This window comes from Neobacillus sp. NPDC058068, assembly GCF_042885335.1.
In the GTDB taxonomy this organism is placed as follows: Bacteria; Bacillota; Bacilli; order Bacillales; family Cytobacillaceae; genus Neobacillus.
Genome location: NZ_JBHVSI010000012.1, coordinates 110463 through 130474, shown reverse-complemented (window position 1 = coordinate 130474; position 20012 = coordinate 110463). Strand labels below are relative to the sequence as shown.

19 protein-coding genes are annotated in these 20012 nt (G+C 38.7%); 7 read left to right on the top strand and 12 right to left on the bottom strand.

The genetic code is table 11. The features are described from left to right. Positions 1-17 precede the first annotated feature (17 nt). The gene (locus tag ACFVSW_RS15495; protein ID WP_387317565.1) at positions 18-1250 is read left to right on the top strand and encodes a helix-turn-helix domain-containing protein; all 1233 of its coding nucleotides are present in this window, start codon (positions 18-20) and stop codon (positions 1248-1250) included. A gap of 89 nt (positions 1251-1339) precedes the next feature. Here ACFVSW_RS15495 and ACFVSW_RS15490 read toward each other — a convergent pair whose 3' ends face one another. From ACFVSW_RS15490 to ACFVSW_RS15480, 3 genes are all read right to left on the bottom strand, one after another. Next, positions 1340-1777, bottom strand: coding sequence for a zinc-ribbon domain-containing protein (locus tag ACFVSW_RS15490; RefSeq protein ID WP_387317564.1), 438 nt, complete (start codon positions 1775-1777; stop codon positions 1340-1342). Positions 1778-2358: 581 nt separating this feature from the next. Continuing rightward, positions 2359-2529 carry a hypothetical protein gene (locus ACFVSW_RS15485; protein WP_387317563.1) on the bottom strand — a complete coding sequence of 57 codons (171 nt, stop codon included), beginning with the start codon at positions 2527-2529 and terminating at the stop codon, positions 2359-2361. A 126-nt stretch (positions 2530-2655) separates the two neighbouring features. Then, on the bottom strand, positions 2656-3834 hold the full coding sequence (locus ACFVSW_RS15480) for a C40 family peptidase (protein ID WP_387317562.1): 1179 nt from the start codon (positions 3832-3834) through the stop codon (positions 2656-2658). A gap of 392 nt (positions 3835-4226) precedes the next feature. Between ACFVSW_RS15480 and ACFVSW_RS15475 the strand changes: the two genes are divergently transcribed. Then, positions 4227-5582 carry a DUF4910 domain-containing protein gene (locus ACFVSW_RS15475; protein ID WP_387317561.1) on the top strand — a complete coding sequence of 452 codons (1356 nt, stop codon included), beginning with the start codon at positions 4227-4229 and terminating at the stop codon, positions 5580-5582. A 164-nt stretch (positions 5583-5746) separates the two neighbouring features. On the opposite strand, the gene ACFVSW_RS15470 is transcribed toward ACFVSW_RS15475, so the two are convergent. Then, positions 5747-6454, bottom strand: coding sequence for a M48 family metallopeptidase (locus tag ACFVSW_RS15470; RefSeq protein WP_387317560.1), 708 nt, complete (start codon positions 6452-6454; stop codon positions 5747-5749). Positions 6455-6719: 265 nt separating this feature from the next. Between ACFVSW_RS15470 and ACFVSW_RS15465 the strand changes: the two genes are divergently transcribed. After that, complete coding sequence (locus ACFVSW_RS15465) at positions 6720-6908, top strand: hypothetical protein (protein ID WP_387317559.1); 189 nt, start codon at positions 6720-6722, stop codon at positions 6906-6908. A gap of 118 nt (positions 6909-7026) precedes the next feature. Here ACFVSW_RS15465 and ACFVSW_RS15460 read toward each other — a convergent pair whose 3' ends face one another. The 3 genes from ACFVSW_RS15460 to ACFVSW_RS15450 all read right to left on the bottom strand — a co-directional run bounded on the left by ACFVSW_RS15460 (position 7027) and on the right by ACFVSW_RS15450 (position 10892). Next, the gene (locus ACFVSW_RS15460; protein ID WP_387317558.1) at positions 7027-8427 is read right to left on the bottom strand and encodes a purine-cytosine permease family protein; all 1401 of its coding nucleotides are present in this window, start codon (positions 8425-8427) and stop codon (positions 7027-7029) included. A gap of 472 nt (positions 8428-8899) precedes the next feature. Next, positions 8900-9349 carry a universal stress protein gene (locus ACFVSW_RS15455; RefSeq protein ID WP_387317557.1) on the bottom strand — a complete coding sequence of 150 codons (450 nt, stop codon included), beginning with the start codon at positions 9347-9349 and terminating at the stop codon, positions 8900-8902. Positions 9350-9443: 94 nt separating this feature from the next. Continuing rightward, entirely contained in the window at positions 9444-10892 is a 1449-nt protein-coding gene (locus ACFVSW_RS15450) for a DHA2 family efflux MFS transporter permease subunit (protein ID WP_387317631.1), read from the bottom strand. Between the two features lie 244 nt (positions 10893-11136). Here ACFVSW_RS15450 and ACFVSW_RS15445 point away from each other — a divergent pair, with 244 nt between their 5' ends. Together ACFVSW_RS15445 and ACFVSW_RS15440 are read left to right on the top strand one after the other, a co-directional pair. Continuing rightward, entirely contained in the window at positions 11137-11352 is a 216-nt protein-coding gene (locus tag ACFVSW_RS15445) for a CarD family transcriptional regulator (RefSeq protein WP_387317556.1), read from the top strand. 18 nt (positions 11353-11370) lie between these two features. Continuing rightward, positions 11371-11637 (top strand): hypothetical protein, encoded by a 267-nt coding sequence (locus ACFVSW_RS15440; RefSeq protein ID WP_387317630.1) that lies wholly within the window; start codon positions 11371-11373, stop codon positions 11635-11637. Positions 11638-11752: 115 nt separating this feature from the next. Here ACFVSW_RS15440 and ACFVSW_RS15435 read toward each other — a convergent pair whose 3' ends face one another. Next, positions 11753-12205 carry a MarR family winged helix-turn-helix transcriptional regulator gene (locus tag ACFVSW_RS15435; RefSeq protein ID WP_387317555.1) on the bottom strand — a complete coding sequence of 151 codons (453 nt, stop codon included), beginning with the start codon at positions 12203-12205 and terminating at the stop codon, positions 11753-11755. Between the two features lie 241 nt (positions 12206-12446). On the opposite strand from ACFVSW_RS15435, the gene ACFVSW_RS15430 reads away from it, so the two are divergent. After that, positions 12447-14360, top strand: a complete 1914-nt coding sequence (locus tag ACFVSW_RS15430; protein WP_387317554.1) for an N-acetylmuramoyl-L-alanine amidase — start codon at positions 12447-12449, stop codon at positions 14358-14360. Between the two features lie 130 nt (positions 14361-14490). On the opposite strand, the gene ACFVSW_RS15425 is transcribed toward ACFVSW_RS15430, so the two are convergent. Next, positions 14491-14979 carry a YehS family protein gene (locus ACFVSW_RS15425; protein ID WP_387317553.1) on the bottom strand — a complete coding sequence of 163 codons (489 nt, stop codon included), beginning with the start codon at positions 14977-14979 and terminating at the stop codon, positions 14491-14493. Between the two features lie 198 nt (positions 14980-15177). On the opposite strand from ACFVSW_RS15425, the gene gad reads away from it, so the two are divergent. Further along, complete coding sequence (gene gad / locus ACFVSW_RS15420) at positions 15178-16791, top strand: glutamate decarboxylase (RefSeq protein ID WP_387317552.1); 1614 nt, start codon at positions 15178-15180, stop codon at positions 16789-16791. Between the two features lie 166 nt (positions 16792-16957). Here the strand turns inward: gad and ACFVSW_RS15415 are convergent, their stop codons facing one another. The 3 genes from ACFVSW_RS15415 to ACFVSW_RS15405 form a co-directional block, all read right to left on the bottom strand. Next, positions 16958-17335, bottom strand: coding sequence for a hotdog domain-containing protein (locus ACFVSW_RS15415; protein WP_387317551.1), 378 nt, complete (start codon positions 17333-17335; stop codon positions 16958-16960). Positions 17336-17495: 160 nt separating this feature from the next. Next, positions 17496-18479, bottom strand: coding sequence for an MBL fold metallo-hydrolase (locus tag ACFVSW_RS15410; RefSeq protein ID WP_387317550.1), 984 nt, complete (start codon positions 18477-18479; stop codon positions 17496-17498). Between the two features lie 102 nt (positions 18480-18581). After that, positions 18582-19772 (bottom strand): macrolide family glycosyltransferase, encoded by a 1191-nt coding sequence (locus ACFVSW_RS15405; protein ID WP_387317549.1) that lies wholly within the window; start codon positions 19770-19772, stop codon positions 18582-18584. Positions 19773-20012 lie beyond the last annotated feature (240 nt).

Sequence of the window (20012 nt, the reverse complement as noted above, 5' to 3'; positions counted from 1 at the left end):
GGAGTGTGCTTTGGTCGATGTTAGGTGAACGGATACGAAAATTAAGAAAACAGAAAAAGATGACGCTTGAGGGGCTTGCAGGTGAAGGTCTTACAAAAGGCATGCTCAGCTTGATTGAAAATAATAAAGCCAATCCGTCAATGGAGAGCTTATCCTATATCGCGGAGCGACTAGAAGTGGAAGTAACAGAACTCTTAGAAGAAACTAATACACAGGAACTTAGGGAGATTCTTGAACAGGCAGAAAAGCTTTATAATACTGAATCAGGAAAAGTAACCGATAAATATAAGCAGGTTATTGTTCTGATTGAGCCGTTTATCAAAAACCTCTCCCATGGATATGAGTCAGCAAGGCTGTTAGATATTTATTGCCGTTGTCTTTTCAATGAGAATCTGGATGGATGGCAGGAACTGTCTGTGCGTGCTGCAAAGATGTACGATGAGATGAATTTGACGGCTCGCCGTGCCGGCATCGGCATCTTCCTGGCGATGGTGAAATTCGTTGAACATAATTATGGTGAATCGTTAAAAATATTCCTAAATGAACGCGCCGAAATCAAGTCAAACCATGCTTATATCGACCCAATGACACGCGTTGATCTGGACTATAATGAAGCGATATTATATTTTGCAGTGGGTGATTCTGCTTCGGCCACAAGAGTGATGGAAAGTGCCATCGAGTTTTCAAAAGAACACCGGATTTTTTACCGGATTGATGATCTATATAGACTTGCTACTGTCCAGGCAATGATGGCTCTTGATGATGAAAAAAAAGGTTATTATTCCTTGAAGTTAAAGCAATATGGAGATTTTGCTGACGATACCCAGTCCATCCGCTTTCATGATCTGTTCCGAGTCATGTCACTTATTGCGGATCAACACGATTATCTCCAAGCACTTGAAATAATTGAACAGTATTTATCAGATCCGAAATTAGGGGAATTCTATGGGATTTGGTATTTTCTCGAAAAAGGAAAAGCCTTGTACGGCCTAAGGTCTTATAAAGAGGCGCTGCTTTTTCTCGACAAGGTTGAAATCCCTTCCTGGGCCCATCACCCGTTTGATTTGACCTTATTGTATATAATGGATTCGTATAAAGCTCTTTGCTATCAAGAGCTTGGCATGGAGGAGGAAGCACTTCAATTCGCAAAAAATGCAGTGGAAAATTTTGCTTCTCTCCCGCCTACCCCCTTCAAAGATTTTGTGATTGAAACGTACAATTGTTTAAGGGAAGAGAATCCGTCCAATTAAGTTTAGCAGCCGCCATGATTACCCATGGCGGCTGCTGTAATTACCATTTTATTTTATCAAATGCAGGCATTCATACTGGACAAATTCATTTACTTTAAAATCGAGATATTCCCGATAATTGGCAGCGGTTTTTGTTCCCCCTTATAGGCATTCACCATCCCGATAATCATCAAAGCGAATAATGCTAGACCCCATAATGAAGAAACTAAAGACATTACTATCCACAATTGCCACAAAATGGCTGATATGATGGACAGCACAATTTGCCCGCCAACTGCAGTAATTAACAGGACAAGACTTTGGTTTGCATGAAAGCGTCCAACCTTAGAATTAGGGCAAGCAACAAGCGGCAAGAAAAATAAGATTCCTAGATACGAGAGCACGAAAATCACCTTATTATCCTGGTCCTCATTTTTCGCAGCCGGGGCTTGATTCTCCGTCGGCGGGTCGTTGTTTGATGCTGCACCACATCCGTCGCAGAATTTTGCATTGTCCGCAAGCTGCTTACCACATTTGTTACAAACCATAAAAAACACCTCCAATTATTTGAATAGTCCACTCCAGTTTATTAATATTTATGTAATTTCGTGCCAAGATTTACCTTGTCCTATTAATAAAAAAAACAGGCACCAAATAGGCGCCTTAAAACAAACTACATCTCTTCGTTTCTACCTTTTGTATAGCGAGAACCCTATTAAAGTTCTGAGGTTAACCCTAATGATTCTGAAGTTAACGTCGCCAGGGGGACAAGAGCAAAAATCGTCGCGAATGCCGTCATTATGGTAGCTTAAACCCTTATTAGCTACCGAACTTGAACGAACTTCTCGATTTCGGTAGCTTATACCCCTTATATGCTACCGAACTTGGATGAACTTCTCGATTTCGGTAGCTTATATCCCTTATAAGCTACCGCACTTGGATGAACTTCTCGGTTTCGGTCGCTTATACCCCTTTTAAGCTACCGAACTTGGATGAACTTCTCGGTTTCGGTCGCTTATACCCCTTTTAAGCGACCGAACTTGAATGAACTTCTCAGTTTCGGTAGCTTATACCGGGAATGTAAATTATTTTGTGTGAATGATTTTATTACAAACTTTTAGACGTTCTCTTATGAACCGTTTCGACTTGGTCTCCTTCTAAACGAGCTGTATGAACCGCTCTTATAAACCGTTTCGACTCTGATTCCATCAAAACAGGCTGTATGAACCGCTCTTATAAACCGTTTCGGCTCTGATTCCATCAAAACGGGCTTTATGAACCGCTCGGTTTTTGTCCTCATGAACGCCTCATGATTTTTCGACATAAAGCCCTAGTAAATTATAAAAAAATGAAGAGCTGTCGATAGCAACAGCTCTTCTGTATGTTCAATCACTATTCAAGTTAACACTTCAAAAAATTGCCATCCTTAAGGCAATACTCTAGCAGCACTAGTAAATTTAGACGGATTATAAGGAGCAATTTTCACTACATCACCCGTTTGTGGGGCATGGATATATTGACCGTTACCGATATAAATGCCGACATGATAGGCAGGAGAACCCCTGAACACTAAATCTCCTGGCTGTACTTGACTTGGAGAAATTCTTGTTCCAACATTTTGCTGATCACGTGACACTCTCGGAAGATTAATTCCAACTGAACGATACACATACGAAGTAAATCCCGAACAATCAAATCCACTTGGCGTTGTCCCGCCCCAAACGTAAGGAACTCCCAAATATTTTTTAGCTTCCGCAATAACCGCACTCGCAGTAGCGTTAGAAGTAGTTGAATTAGCTACTCCAGCCGATGGTGTTGAATTTGAAGCTTTGTTAACTTTAGCTTGCGGCTTGGACTGTGGTTGAGCTAATCGGACTTGCTGCTCCGCAAGCTGTCGAGCCTGTTTCTCTTGCTCCGCAAGTTGTCGGGCGATTTCAGCCTGCCGCTCTTCCTCTTGTTGCTGCGCCAGTTGATCCTGTTGGTTTTGTAAGATGTTTTTTGCATCTGCTAATTCTTTTGCAATTTCATTTTTATCTGCTTCGATCTGTTTTTGTTCAACCGCTAATTCATCTTTGCTCTTTTTTAATTTGTCGACTTCATTTTGTAATTTTTCCTCTGCAGCCTTTAACGCTTGTTCCTTTTCATTTAAGCCATTTAGTAAGTCTGTGTCACTTTCCATGATTTGAGAAATCGCTGTGAAACGTGTTAAAAGCTCAGAAATATTCTTAGAAGAAAGCAAAAGTTCAGCGTATGTAGCAATTGACTGTTTTCCCTCTAACTGAATACTTTTTAATCGTTCAGAATAGACTTTTTTGTGAGTGCCTAATGACTTTTTAGCTGTTTCAATTTCAGCTTCTGTTTCTTCAATTTTCCCTTGTTGCGTTTTAATTTGATTATTCAGTTTTTCACTTTTCTCAATTGATATAGAGATTCGGTCATCTAATTGTTGAATCTTTGTTTCAAAGTTATTGATTTGTCCTTGTGTCTCATCAATTTGTCCTTGTGTTACTGGTGGAACTACTGGACTTGCAAAAGTAGGTGTTGCTTGAACCATAGTGGCAAGTACGGCAGCCGATACCGTAAATTTAATTAGTTTTTTTATCATAACAAAATCTCCTCTTATTCCCTATCTATTATTCGGTTTCCTCATATATTAATAGTTTATAGTCTAAATTGACTAAAAACAATGAATCTGTCGGTAATGTAATATAATTGTAATTTTATGTAGAAATATCTCATAAAGAATCGACTTTTTATGAATTAATTATAGGAAAAGGAGCGAAAATCCCAATTATCTCCCAGTTTAACAATCCCACAGCCTAAAGACCTGTGCAATTATTACTTCAACTTCAAAAATCACCGGACCTTAAGTACCAAATATTACTTCAATTTAACCTACCGAATAGTTTAATAGATTCAATTTCCAAAAAAACGAAAGGAATACACATAGCGTAAGCGAATACATATGAGGAATTCAAACTCAAGGAGGTAATCATTTTGAAAAAAGGAAAAAAACGCTCTTCCATTATGCTATCTACTATACTAGTAACTTCAGGTTTGTATTTTTCTCCTGTGAATTTCGGTACTCAGGTGGAAGCTGCGGCACAGAATAGTGTTAACCCTAGTGTAAAGGCTTTTGACCAGAAGGTAATTGCAAGAGTCAGTGCCGAACGAATTTATAAGGATATTCACTTTTTATCCGAAACTATTGGTCCACGTGTTACCGGAACTGAGGGGGAAGAGCTGGCAGCCAAATTCATTAAAGAACGCCTTTTATCTCTTGGCTATAAGGTAGAGACGCAAGAATTCAGCGTTCCAGACAAAATGATTGGCCATTTACATACAAGTGATCATAATGAAGTGCTGGTTAATATCCCTCCTGGATCTGAGGCTACAACGAATGAGGGCGTTACTGCTAAACTTTTCAATGCCGGATTGGGAAAAGTAACAGATTTTACTGCAGAAGCAGCGGGTAAGATTGCCCTTATCTCAAGAGGAGAATTAACTTTTAAAGAGAAAGTAGACAACGCAGTTGCGGCAGGGGCTATCGCAGTGTTAATTTATGATAATATCAATCAGACAGGTCCATTGAATCCTTCCATTGGAGGCAATGTAAATGTACCAGTAGGCGGTATAACTAAAGTGAGTGGTGAAGCATTACTACAGGACGTGGTGGCACCAGGTAAAACGGTGACGCTGAATGTGACCCGGATTGCAAATGCGAAATCACAAAACATTATAGCGACCAGAGCCCCTAAACAAGGAAAAAACCATGACATAGTACACGTATCTGCCCATATTGATAGTGTTCCGTTTGCGGCAGGAGCAAATGATAATGCTTCAGGAACCGCTGTTGCTTTGGAATTGGCCAATGTTTTAAAGAGTTATCCAATTGATAAGGAATTACGGTTTGCTTTTGTTGGAGCAGAAGAGATTGGCTTAGTCGGTTCGGAATTTTATGTTAGTCAGTTAAGTAAGGATGAAGTCGGACGCAGCATCGCGAATTTCAATATGGATATGGTTGGAACTTCATGGGAAAATGCCACAGCGATTTATATGAATACGCTAGATGGGAAGGCAAACATTGTGACAGATACTGCACGGGCGACAGCAGCAAGAATCGGTACACCATCTCAATTGGTGTTATACCAACGCGGATCTTCTGATCACGCTTCATTCCATGATGCAGGGATCCCGGCTGTTAATTTTATCCGTCGTGAGCCGGGAACAGCGAACCTAGAGCCATATTATCATACACCGCTTGACAAGATCGAGCTTAATATCAGTCTTGAGCGTCTGAAAGAAGCTGGTGACTTAGTTGGAGCCTCTTTATACAGCCTAATCAGAAAATAGCCATTTGAAAAGATAGTAAAAATGCTAGTTTTAGGAATGTTTTCTCTTAAATAAATAAGCCGGAAAATATATAGAGGTGAATAAACCCTTATATATTTTCGGCTTTTTAAAAATAGTCGCTTTGATAAAATCCAATAAATTATATTCTCGATACCAGCGGGCTGCTAAACAGTCATTTTCCAGTTTGATAATGCCAGCCAGTTTTCCTTTTCCTTATAATCGGGCATTATTTTTCCCACTAGTCGCCAGAAGGAACGGTCGTGATTTAGATGGACCATATGGCACATTTCATGGACGACTACGTAATCAATCACTTCCTGTGGTGCCATGGCCAGCCTCCAATTAAATGTTAACTGTAGTTTAGAATCACAGGTTCCCCACGTAGTTTTGCTATCCGAGATATGAATAGCACGTGGTTTGGTTTTAAAATTGCTTTGATAGAATGAGATACTCTTTTCCACAAAAGCCTTACATTGCTGGTAATAAAATCGTTTTAAAGCTTGTTTTATTTTTTCATCATCCAGCTGCTTCACAAATATATGCAGCTGTTCCCCCTCAAACACTACATAGTCTTTCGTAATCTTTATGTCTTGGGAAATCTTTATAGGATAGGTGTTTCCTAAATAAAGAAAACTTTCACCATGCTCATAGACCTTTTCCTGTGATCCTTGCAGCCTATCCTTCATTTCTTTTACTTTTTGCTGAATAAGATCCCATTTTTCCTCTAATAACTGAAGCACTCTTCCATCAGGTGTCCCTTTCGGAGCCTGGACTTCGATATTTCCATAGCTGTCTATCGAAATTCCTATGGTGGTTCGGTTCTTGTATTTTATCTCAAAACGTATTGTCGTACCTGAGTAGGTATGTATCATGTCATCACCTGTTGATCTATTAATGCGTTATCCATGTTTTTGTTTACTTTTTTTAATAGGAGATTATTAAACTTTTCGCTTTTCTTAAAAGATGGCTCTGATGTATCAGGCTGTCCTGGCTAAAATTGTAACACAATGACAGCTTAATTGAGAAACCTCGAAGTGAAAGAAAATTTTTTATTTTTCACTCTTAAAGGTGATTTGAATATTTTTGTTGAAATCCATATTGTGAAACAAAGGCATTAAGAAAGAGGAGCATCTAAATATGAAAGATTTCCATTGCTGTGCGACATGCAGGCATATTAAAGTAGAGAAAAAAGCAGAAAGAATGAAATACTATTGCAGCCGGTTAGGTTATGAAACAAAAACAAACTATAAATTCAATTGCTGGAATCCCAAAGATCATGTGATTAGGTTAATGAAAAAGAAAAACAATCCCCTAACGGACGGTTAAAAGGAAATTAGATTTTCGGTTCGGGCTCTTGTTTTCCTCTTTATATATCATAATAAACCATCAAAAAAATAAAGACCCAACTTTGAAATGCAATCAAAGTTGGGTTTTTCCAAAAGACCTATGATGCGATGTATTCTTCTTCCGGTATATTCTCAGCTTTACACATACAGTAGTACTTTCCTTTTGTTAAAACAGCGAAAACTACAGTAAGGATAGAAGCAAGAATTGCTGCAAAAAAGGCAGCCGTACTTTGTAAGAACGTACCCATATATCCTAATGCAGCGATTGTCCCTAAAACACTTGCTACAATTAATGGCACAACGCCAACAGGATTCCATTTATACAAATTCTCCTGCCTTGCCTCATAATAACCAGGACCAATCTTGAATATTTTTTTCACTACTAAGGCATCAGTAACCAAAATTCCAGCCCAAGTCAAAAGAAACACCCCTTGGAACGTCATAGCAGTATCTAAATGATCCAGTATCCCGCCAAGCATCAAGGCCATGGATATTACCCCCGCCATAACAATCCAAAATCGTCTGCCAGGTTTAAATTTAAACACATTCTCAAAAAAATTAGAAAGCGATAGTGAGGCACTATATATATTGGTAATATTAATTCTTATTTGAGTTAACAAGGTAAACAGAACGCCACCGAGGCCAAGGAGTGAGACAATATAAACACCCGGGTTGGATTCTCCTAAACGAACACCAAACCATATACCAAGACCGCCCATGACCCCAAAGCAGAAAATCTGCGGGACAAATCCAATCATGAATGATCCTAATTTGATATCCTTAGGTTTAAGGAAACGTGCATAATCTGAAGCTAGAAGGGCTGTTAAACCCATTATACCGTGCTGCATCCCTATACAGAGCAGCAAGGCTGTCCCGCCAGCTTGGACTCCCTCAGGCATATATGTCCAAAAGCTTCCTTCGTAAATGGAAGTTTTATTGAATGCGACTATAATAGTGGTGATTAAAAAAACACCGAATATTGGCAATGACCATTTTTGCAATTTATCTAATTGTTTTATACCAAACCAATTTAAAGGTATAACAATTGAACCAAAGACGATGATTAAAAGCCATACTGGTATGATGGGGAAAAATGCATGTATTGCAGCAACTAATATCATGCCTTCAAATGCACAATACATGATAAAGTTTGATGCATAAATGAACGAGGTTAATGAAGCGCCTATATATCCAAATCCTCCTCTAGATAATAAATTTACATTCATACCAGATTTAGCCGACAAATAGGCAATGATTGTTCCAAGAATCCCAGCAACAATGATTGCATAAATAGCTGAAATGATTGCGTTAACAGCTCCGAATTGTAGTGCCATTACACTTCCCATTTGAAAGTAAAAAATAGCCGTTGCAATTCCAAACGTAATATTTGTAATACTAAACCAGCCCATATTCCTTTTTTCTGTTGGTACCCTATCGTATGAATAATCATCCTGCATCTCTTCTTTTGCTTTGAGATCTGCTTCTTGACCAGTTCTCATTCAATCATTCCTTTCTTTTGTGAATAATTTCACATATAGTTTTACTATTTATAAAAACACAATATTGATAAAATAATTCAACAAAATTGAAAAGTATCAATATGTAGTAATTAGGATCTTTTTTTGATTCTTCATCACTGCTATAGAATCATTCGATCGTTTCAATCAGATCTAGGTTATACTTTTCGGAGAGAATAAACCGCAAATTTCAGGTAGCAAAGGGTAAACTGGAGGATAATTTAAACTAAAAAACCGAATAACTAAGCATTAATCTTTAAATAGTATACCACAATCAGTTTACATAATCAAATAACCCTAATTCACCAGTCATAATATCTGGATAATTTCATTGCTGGAGCCCTAAGGGGTATATTATAAAAAAGACATCTACAATTTTAAGTAGATGCCCATTTTTACCTTTTTTCAATGCACTTTTTCAAAAAGTTATTTTCTAAAAATTAAAGTATACTTCTCATTTAACAGCATGTAAAACAGGTCTGCGAATCACTAAAACATCACAGTTAGCTGACCGTACGATTGCTTCAGAAACGGAACCAGTCAAGAACCGTTCAACAGCATTTAGCCCCGTTGCACCACACATAATTAAATCCGCCTTGACGGAGTTAGCGATCTGTCCAGTAATAATAATTTTTGGAGAACCATATTCAATTACTACCTTTACATTTTTAATACCTTCAGCCACAGCTTCTGACTTATAGCCATTTAACAGCTCCTCTGATGCCTGCTGTGCACGGTCAACAACTGAGCGGTCATAGGCTTCGAATGAACGAGTATTGATTACATTTACGATGGTTAATATAGAATTTTTGTTACGTTTTGCAACATCAATTGATTTGCGAAATGCGTATTCCGCTTCTTTTGAACCGTCTACAGCTACTAGAATACTTTTATAGTGATTCATCTGCCATGCTCTCCTTCTAACATGATTTGAAAGTGGTTATAAATACTACACCCTACTAAAAGATAAGGCATAATATTAAGCTTCTGCCTTTATATTATTTAGCATTAGGTTTTTTCATGAATAAAGACAGTATGACATTAACCACCGCTAATCCTAAACTGATCGTAAAGACGAGTGATGATCCAGCTGCAGTTGCTTGTGGCAGGTCATTTGCAGTAGTTGCTAGGTAACTAGTTTGTTTAGCTGATAAAAGCGCAACAATTACTGCAATACCAATAGCACCAGCTACTTGTTGAACCGTTTGAGTAATAGCGATTCCATCTGGATAGTATTGTTTTGGAAGCGAATTTAACGTGTTTGTTTGTACAGAAGCAAGCACCGCCCCGATACCTAACATCATGACAATATGTGTTACCACAATCATCCATAAAGCCGTGTCTGTTCCAAATTGTGAATACAATGCATAACCAATCGCTACTAAAATGGTTCCCGGTGTAATAACCGCTTTCGGACCATATTTATCAAATAAACTACCAATGGTTGGAGCTAATATACAGTTAAGCAGACTTCCTGGCAACAGGACAAGACCTGTTGTAAATGCAGCAATTAATAAAGCCATTTGCATATACATCGGTAAAATAACAAGCATCGACAACATATTAAAGAACGTGATAAAACTTGATATTACTCCAATAACGAAAAGCGGGGTTTTAAATGCTCTTAAATTCAGCATAGGCGTTTCCATTTTCGTTTGACGAATGGCAAAAAGAATGAGTGCTGCAAATCCAACGATAATGGATCCAAGAACAGGTGCACTCGTCCAACCGGCATCCCCAGATACACTAAATCCGTAAACAACCCCGCCGAATCCAATCGTCGAAAGAATAACTGATACTGCATCAATCGTCACCTTACGAACCTCATTCACATTCGGTAAATACTTAATCCCAAAAAGTAGAGAAAACAGTAAGAAAGGTACTGTAACCCAGAAAATCCAATGCCAGGATAATGTATCTAAAATAAGTCCTGCAATGGTTGGACCTAATGCTGGTCCAGCTAACATAACTAAGCCCATAACTCCCATCGCGGCACCTCGTTTATTTGGAGGGAAGATGGTGAAAATAACATTTTGCGTTAAAGGTAAGGCAATGGCTAATCCCGCTGCTTGGATTACACGTGCCACCAATAAAAGACTAAATACAGGTGCAACTGCGGCTATTATGGTCCCGATAAGTGATAGTGATATAGAAGTCAAAAACATTTGTCTTGTTGTAAACTTCTGCATCAATATGCCTGTTACCGGCACTAAAATACCTAATGTTAAGAAATAGCCAGTCGCTAACCATCCGATCGTCGTTGCATTAACGCCAAATATTTGACTTAAATCTCCTAAGGCAATATTTAATGCCGTTTCACTAAAAAGTCCGACAAATCCTGCTACAAAAAGTGCAGCCATAATCGGTCCTGTTTTGAATTGTTGATTCTGTGCTTTATTACTTTGTTGATTCTGACCTGTGTTGATTTGCTTCCGTGCTGTATTCATTTGTTGATTCACTTATTAAAACTCCCTCAATTAAAATTTCGTTTACCCCTTTGTTGCTTTTCTGCTGAAATAGATATATCGTGATTTCGATTATCAGCAATGATCCAATTCCGTAGTACACCCCCGGATACTAAACGATTTGTTAACTATATCAAAAAAAAATTCGGAACGTCAACTTAGTTGACAATTTTTTTTTAGTGAGTTATTATTAACATAATTGCTGAGATATATTGGGAGTGAACAAATGTTTAATATTGGAGATTTGGTCATTTATTCCGCACATGGTATTTGCAAAATTGATGATATTTGCGACAAAACTGTTTCTGGTATTACAAGAACCTATTATGTATTACACCCTATGGATAATAATCATCAATTAACCATAAGTATTCCTGTTAATAATGATAAAGTGGTTATGCTTGAACTTATCCATCAAGAAGAGGCCAATAAAATCCTTTAATCTTTTAAATATCCAGGGATAAAATGGGTTGATAATCCAAATATACGTTTCAGGTTATATTCTGATATTATAAATACAGGTAATCGAAAAGAAATTGCTACAGTTGTAAATACTCTGATACAGAAAAAAATCGAAGCTGATTTTCATGAAAAAAAAGTTTACGAACAAGACCGTAAACTTTTGAATAATACACAAAATATCCTATTTAAGGAATTAGCTATATCATTGAACACTACTTTTGAAGAGATAAATGAAATGGTAATAAGGTTGATAAAGGCTTCATAAACAAAATTACTAAATGATCAACCAGGTTGACCATCTGAACAGAAAGAAAAACCCACGCTTCGTCATCTAGATGAATAAAGCGTGGGTTTTTAGTTGCTTTCTGCAGACGCAGATTTCATATTTTCCAATCTAATTTTAATAGCTCTTTAAGAATATTTACTTGCTCAGCACCTATTTTTTCAGCAATTTTATTCTCTAGTTGACCTTTAAGAGCCTCGTTTTTTATGTAGCATTCTTCTCCCAAAGCGGTTAATTGGATACACTTCTCTTTCTTGTTGTTTTCTACATTTTTGATTTCAACTAATCCTTTTTCGGAGAGATTTTTGATAAACTTATGTATCGCCTGACGAGAAATTTCTACATTTTTTGTCACATACGAAATGCTAGGCTGTTTTTTATAAATTCTGGCCATGATATACCATTCAGAATTTGAAATATAAATCTCACTTTGATTGTTCCATGCTTTCTCTGAGATTTTTCGAACCAAACTATGACGCTCGCTTAATAGGTCGATAAGATCCAAATTTTGTAATTCAGAGTTTGAAATCAAACGATCCACTCCAATCATCATCTTCGCCACTTAATATACAAAATCTGCTATAGGATGTCAATTTGGTTGGCTTCTAATAGCATTACTTCAACGCACATCAATCAAACTATTAGCCTAGCATTCTTCGTTATATCTACCTACAATCTTTCCAACCAGGGTTTTCTTCTTGTGCATTTTGAATCATTTTGCAACTCGCATGAAGGAAAGTCTCCTCCATAGGATGAATTTTATAATTATTCTGATAAAAGGAGGTTTTACAATGGTTTTTCAAGTGAAAAAGGTTTCAAAAGTGTTATTTGCTTCTGTACTCACTGCTTCTTTACTGGTCGCCCCCTCTTATTTTTCGAAAAACGAGGTGAAGTCCTATGCGGAATCAGTCGGAAATACGGAAGTTTCACAGCAATTATTTGAAAATGCTGCAAAAGAATTCGGCGTTCCCGTCAGTGTCCTGATGGCTGTATCCTACAATCAATCGCGCTGGGTGCAGCACGAGGGACATAACGAAATAGGCGGATATGGGGTCATGAATTTGGTTCATCTGGATCAAGACTTAAATGGCAAAGGGGATGAAACAGTACAGGATGCATCCTCCCCACCGGAAGATCAGTCTCTAAACACGCTTGATCAGGCAGCCCAGCTTCTTAATGTGGATCCAGGTTTGTTAAAGAATGACCCGGAACAAAACATTCGCGGCGGTGCAGCCTTGCTTTCTGAATATGCCAAACAAACGACAGACGAACTTCCAGCGAATCCTGGTGATTGGTATGGAGCCGTTGTAAAATACAGCGGTTCAGATATTGCGGAATCAGCAACAGATTTTGCAGATGAAGTATACGGAATCATCCAAAGCGGGGCAGAAAAAGCAACGCTTAACGGAGAAAAACTCACTTTAAAAGCGGAAAATATTGTTCCTAATAAAGACACAGCCAAAAAGATTCCATTACGAAATGCGAAATTCAACAATGCGGATTGTCCGAATGGACTGGAATGTACGTATATTCCAGCTGCATATAAACAGTTTTCGAGCAGCACAACGAATTACGGGAATTACGACATTGCCAACCGCCCTCAAGATGGGCTTGATATTAAGTATATCGTGATCCATGATATTGAGGGGAGTGCACAGTCGGCCATTAATACCTTTCTAGCAAATTCCTCTGTAAGTGCCCATTACATCATTGACTCTGCAAAAGGGAAGGTCACAGAAATGGTTCGCCCCAATAATATTCCATGGCATGCAGGAAACTGGTATTTTAATATGCACTCGATAGGGATTGAACATGAAGGGTTTGCAGTGCAAGGAACGGATTGGTACAGCGAGCAAATGTACCGTTCAACTGCCAAACTTGTAAAATACTTATCTGAAACATACAACATTCCATTAGACAGGCAGCATATTATCGGGCATGAGGAAATCCCGGGACTGACAGTTGCCAAACATGCCAGCATGCATTGGGATCCGGGCGCATACTGGGACTGGTCGCATTTCTTTAACCTGCTTGGAGTATCCATCAATCCAAGCAATGGTGAAAAAAATAGCTCGATTGTCACAATACGTCCGAATTATAACACCAATAAAATAAGTTATTCTTATGGCGGCAAAGAACTTGAAGCACAATCTTCCAGTTTCGTTCAGTTATATAAAGAGCCTGATTTTAATGCACCGTTCATCAGCGACCCTGTTCTTCAAAAAAACGGCGCACCGGGAACAAAGAATCTCAGTGATTGGGGAAACAAAGCCACTATGGGGCAAAGTTATGTTCAAGCAGATAAAAAAGGAGATTGGACCGCTATCTACTTCGCCGGGCAAAAGGCTTGGTTTCACAATCCTAAAAACAAAAACACCGTACCAGGAAAAGGAATCGTGATTACACCGAAAGACGGGCTTTCCTCTGTTCCTGTTTACGGCGGAGCCTACCCGGAAGATTCCGCCTATAACGGCACAGGAATTGCAGACTCAGCAAAAGGAAAAACGGAGGTTTTATATCAACTGCCAAAAGGACAAATGTATGTGGCCACAGGACCAATCCAATCCGACTACTATCATGCCAAATATTTCAATGATCCCTCCACGAACAAAGTCGTGAAGGGCAAAGAAGAATACTACCAAATCACTTTCAATCATCGTGTTGGGTTTGTAAAGAAAAGCGATGTTGACGTTGTTAAACCGTAAATAAAAGAGGGAAAATCCAATTCAGCATCTGAATAGGGTTTTCCCTTTTTTTAGCGTTAACAGTGAAATAATAAATTTTTACTAATAGAAAACTCGCCACCCCTACCCAACTAGAATAGCACTACGAGTCTTATTCTCTATATTTAATTGCCAGCCCTTTTAAGAAATTCCTCGCGTATTTATCGCCGCACTCTTTATAATTCTTATGCCCTTCTTTTCTTAATAAAGCGCCGAGTTCTCCTTTTGTAACCGTGATTCCCGCCTTTTGAAATATATCCAACATATCCTCAGTAGTTAATGATAAGGCTATTTTTACTTTCTTTAACAACAGATTATTAACGTTTGCACTATTCTTTTTAAACGGTTCAGATGGATCAGGCTGTCCAGATTTTGGCTCCTGTTTACCTCTTTTATTAATAATAAACCCATTTAAAAAGGAATCTAACATACTGTTATTACATTTGATTTGTTCGTTGCTTTCATCATCTGATTTTGTAAGAAGCTTGATCACTTCTGGTACGGTTACTTCCTCGCCGCCAAGTCTAAATATCTCTGCCATTTCTTTATTTTTTATTTCCAGCGCATATCTCAATCGAATTAATATATCGTTATTCTCCACAATTGGCCTCCAAAACAAAATTAGTGCCTGTCCAATGATCCAGCACCATTTGATTTATCTAATATTACAGGATAATAAACTGGATTTCAAAAAACAACGATTTTTTATCAACAGCCATGATAAATTAATGGTAAACCTTCTAGATTAAGGAAGTTCCTCATACTAATTAACTAATTGTTGAAAAAGGAGGGTCATTGATTGAAAAAATTCCGACCCTATTTTAGCCCTTTTAATCCTTACCCACCAATAAAACTTGAAGCATACTCCTTTCCACATAATTTATATATGGGATATCAGCAGACAAACCTTACACATTCACTATCCAGAGAGATACTAAGGGCAGGAACCCTATGGAAACCATTCTATGATCCTTATTTCAATCCTCATGAGTCAGCAGCAAGAAGAAACTGCGCAAAATGGTCCCCGCGCCGCTCACGAAAAATATTGCCACACGAATTTTCTATTAATCCTCTATTCATTCGTAATGGGGAAGGGTCTGTTCCGCCTTTTCGTATGCCCGACCAAGGCATGGTACCTGAAACTGCGTACCAAAAAATCCACGATGAAATTGCTCTTGATGGCAATGCCAATCTCAATCTTGCAACATTCGTTACCACATGGATGGAACCTACCGCAAATCGCTTATATTCGGAATCATTCAACAAGAATTTGATTGATAAGTGCGATTACCCGCAGACGGCCGCGATAGAGGATCGTTGTATACGAATTTTAGCTGATCTATGGCATTCACCCCGCCCGCAAAATACGATGGGTGTTTCGACAACGGGATCATCAGAAGCATGCATGCTCGGGGGGCTTGCATTAAAGCGGCGCTGGCAAAACGCGCGTAAGAGACAAGGGAAGCCGATTGATCGGCCAAATATCATATTTAGTTCCGCTGTACAAATCGTTTGGAAAAAATTCGCGAACTATTGGGATGTTGAACCGCGTTATGTGAACATTACCCCAGAACATCCCTATATGGATCCCGAGGGCGTGCTTGCTGCCATTGATGAAAACACAATCGGTGTGGTGCCGACTCTTGGTTTGACTTATACAGGCCTTTATGAACCGGTTGAGAAAATCGCGAAAGCCTTGGACGGCCTCCAATCCAGAATAGGCCTCGATATTCCGATACATGTAGACGCTGCTTCAGGAGGATTTATAGCCCCTTTCCTCCAGCCGGACTTAATTTGGGATTTTCAGTTGACCAGGGTGAAATCCATCAATGTTTCCGGACATAAATACGGATTAGTATACCCGGGAATTGGATGGATCATTTGGCGTGAGGCTGAAGATCTCCCAGAGGATCTCATCTTTCATGTGGCCTATTTAGGCGGGAACATGCCCACGTTGGGCTTAAGTTTCTCCCGCCCCAGCTCACAAATTCTCCTGCAATATTACAACTTTCTCCGGTTAGGCAAAGCCGGATACTACCAGGTACAAAGAACTTGTAAAACAGTGGCCCGTTTCCTTGGCAAGGCGATTCAAGACATGAAACCAATTGAACTATTTACAGACGGCTCGGATATTCCGGTAATTACGTTTCGCCTGAAAGAAGGATATACAGCAAACTGGAACCTCTACAACTTGTCCCATCAATTGCGCACATTTGGCTGGCAAGTTCCGGCATATTCCTTACCTCCAGATATGGAAAATGTAACGGTTATGCGTGTTGTGGTTCGAAATGGATTTTCCATGAACTTGGCACAATTGTTCTTGAACAACCTTATGCAGTCCGTCTCAATTCTTGATTCATTGGAAAAACCAATACCACATGACTCGAACTGTGATATCAGTTTTCATCATTGATTTGCGATTTGCGATGCCTGTCACCACCCGAATAAATTGCGGATGTGCCAGGCACTTCTACTTAATAACAAAGATAAAAACCGTTTCCTTTTTTTTATGCCTTCACATACATACCGATTTGATAACTGGATTGGATAAAGGATGTGCTACAGCAAATGAAAGGAATTTAAAGTATTACACCTGAAAAATCCCCTCTTAATACTTCTTTTTCATTTTGATTTTTACATAAAAAGGTTGCCATGATAGCTGTTCTATTATTTTCCTGCCTTTCGTATTTTTCAATTTTAACCTCACAATTTATTGTATCCCCCGTAAACACAGGTCTTAAAAACTCAAAATTCATATTACGAGCGAGTACGTTATGATCTCCGCCTACTTTTGTTGGCAGGGTTGCTGTTAATAACCCTTGAACTACAAGTCTGCCCTGTTCATCCGGGGTTATATGATGAATTCCTTCATCACGTGAAATCTCTGTAAATAATTCAACATCCCTTACTGTAAAAGTCCGTTCAAACGTAATGATATCTCCTACTTTTAATGGCATATAAATCTCCCTCCCACAGGTTTATTCTGAATGGTTAATAGCAATCTGAATATTACAATAATTTACATCAGTAATCAACTATCTTTCTCCATTAGCAAAAAAAGAGACTATTACTACCAAGCGGGATTAAACAGTTTTCCATTCACTTCCCACCTCTTTTTTATATGAGAATATCTTGTGATTTCCAATCTTTCGGCTTTATGTTCTTTTTCATCCATTTCTCTTGTGGTGCTTGGTATGGGGCGGCAGCGATTAAATGATTATTGTGCCAGATTGCTGCTCCGGAACGAATCATTTCATCAATCAGGACTTGAATAAATTCTGCTGGCTGAAGCTGGAAGGAGTAGCGTGCAAAATCTTGGAACCAGCCACACTTTAGTAGGTAGTGATCGATTTCTTCCTTTGCCAATCCGTTTTTCATGATTAAGGTGAATGAGAAAATCCTCTTGCAGGCATGCCATGAAACTTTTTCTGGTGCCCTGAGCCACTTTTCAAACCGTTTCCTTGCTGCATCAATGGAAGCACTAGGATTCTCTATTTGAGGTCCATGTCCTGAATATGCCTGCTTGATCTGGAGCATTGACAGCCAATCCAAACTTTCCATCGATCGTTGGATAGATGAAACACCCTCTCGAAAGATATTTAACCATCCGATATCATTTTTGTGAAAGAGATCCCCGCAAATTAACACCTCTTCTTCAGGATCATATAAAGAAATATGCCCTAACGTATGTCCCGGTGTGTGCAAGACTTTCAACGTCCTGCTTCCTGTATGAATTTCATCGTTATCTGAGAGCTTTGTATCGACTCGATATGGTTCAACAGGCTGATCTAACCATTCCGCACTACAGGCTTCAAGGTCACAAGAATTAATTAACTCAGCTTCCCATTTATGAGCTGCAATCGTTACCCCATAATTTTTTTGAAGATAAAAATTGCCTCCTACATGGTCACTATGATAGTGCGTGTTTACAATGAGGTGTAATTCTTCTGGCGAAACGCCTGCTTCTTTCATTAATTGTTCTGTCTCTTTCGTATCGCTCCCAAAACCAGTATCAATAAGAATTGGGAGCTGATCTTTAATAAGGATCATGTTTGCACTTGGAAATTTTCTTTCAAAGAAAATCACACAGGATTTTTGCATCATCAATTCCTCCTCAATTTACATATGAAATATATTCAAATGCTGTTGTTCCATATACGTTTTTAAAGAGTCTATTTAAATAAGTTAAGTGAATTTTTATTTTTAGATACCAAATTGACTTTTAAATTTGAAAATCTCATCACCCGCTCGTTGATATCCACCCGATATTTGAAAGGATTCCCGAATATTTGCAACCGCTTTATGAAAAGACGGTTGGTTTAACACATGATCTGCTGCTTCACTCAGCTGATTTGCCGTCAAGCTCTCCATTTGTAATTGAATACCTGCCCCGATAGTGGCAACCTGTCCGGCAATGACCGGCTGGTCCGCGCTTTGCGGGATAACAATTAGCGGAACCCCATAATAGAGACCTTCATGGACACTGTTCATCCCGCCATGTGTAATAAATAATTTTGTGAATTTTAGCACCTCTGTTTGCGGGACATAATTTTTTACAATGAAGTTTTTTGGTATCTCTCCCAAATCAGAAAGTTGAACTTTTTCCCCAATAGACATGACCACGGTATGTTCTGTGTTCCCAAGTGCCTCGAAACAAAGCTTATAAAAATTAATTGCTTGGTTAAATACCGTACCGAGTGAAATATAAATTGGGCTTTTCCCTTGGATTGCCGTAAGATCGAAGTTTTCTTGCGTTAATCGTGAAGAGATCGATGGACCTACAAATTTATAGGTTTGGTCGAATGCTTCTCCAAAAGGTTGAAACTCTCTCGTTGTATAAACGATTGTAAGCGGTGCAGGATTACAAAAGACTTCGTAAGAGGAACGGATCTCGACGCCATATTTTTCCTTCACCCTTGCTGTCAGCCTTTGGTATTCAACGAATGTTTCTGCAGGAATTTTTTTAGAAGGCTGTTCGAACATGTTATCGAATGAGCTTTTAGTCTGTGCAAAAGAAGTACACGAATTAATGACAGGAAGCTTAAGCATTTGGGCAAGTAAACGGCCGCAGCCAAACATGGAATCGTGGATGATGTAATCAAAATGCTCTCCTTCAATTTGCTCTAGAACGCTAGGTATCATAATATCTGCCGTATGCAAAAGACCGTTGATTCTTTCGAGTAAATTATTTCTCCCGCCTGAGATAAACGCTTTTAAAAATTTTTGGACATCAAAGGTTCTTACCGTTGCACCCGTCTTCTCAATCCGCTCTCGAAAATCTTCGATTGTAAAGTACACTACCTCTTCACCACGCGAAATAAGCTCTTGGACAACACCAATAGTCGGATTGACATGTCCTTCTGATCCGGCATTAATAAATAAAACACGTGCCATTTCTACCACTCCTTAGAAAATATTTTCTTAATAAAAGTGCCACCGTCACTAACCGAATTGTGTTGAGGAGAATTCGACAATTTGCGGTAGTGACACTTATTTTATGGAAAATGAGTATTTTAGGCCTAAATTGAAGACCAATACTTATTTACTAGAAATCTTTAATTCATTTTTACAATACTAGAATATTCCGTTAATATCCCCAGGCTATCATTAAGTAGTGCTAAAAACTTTCAACTA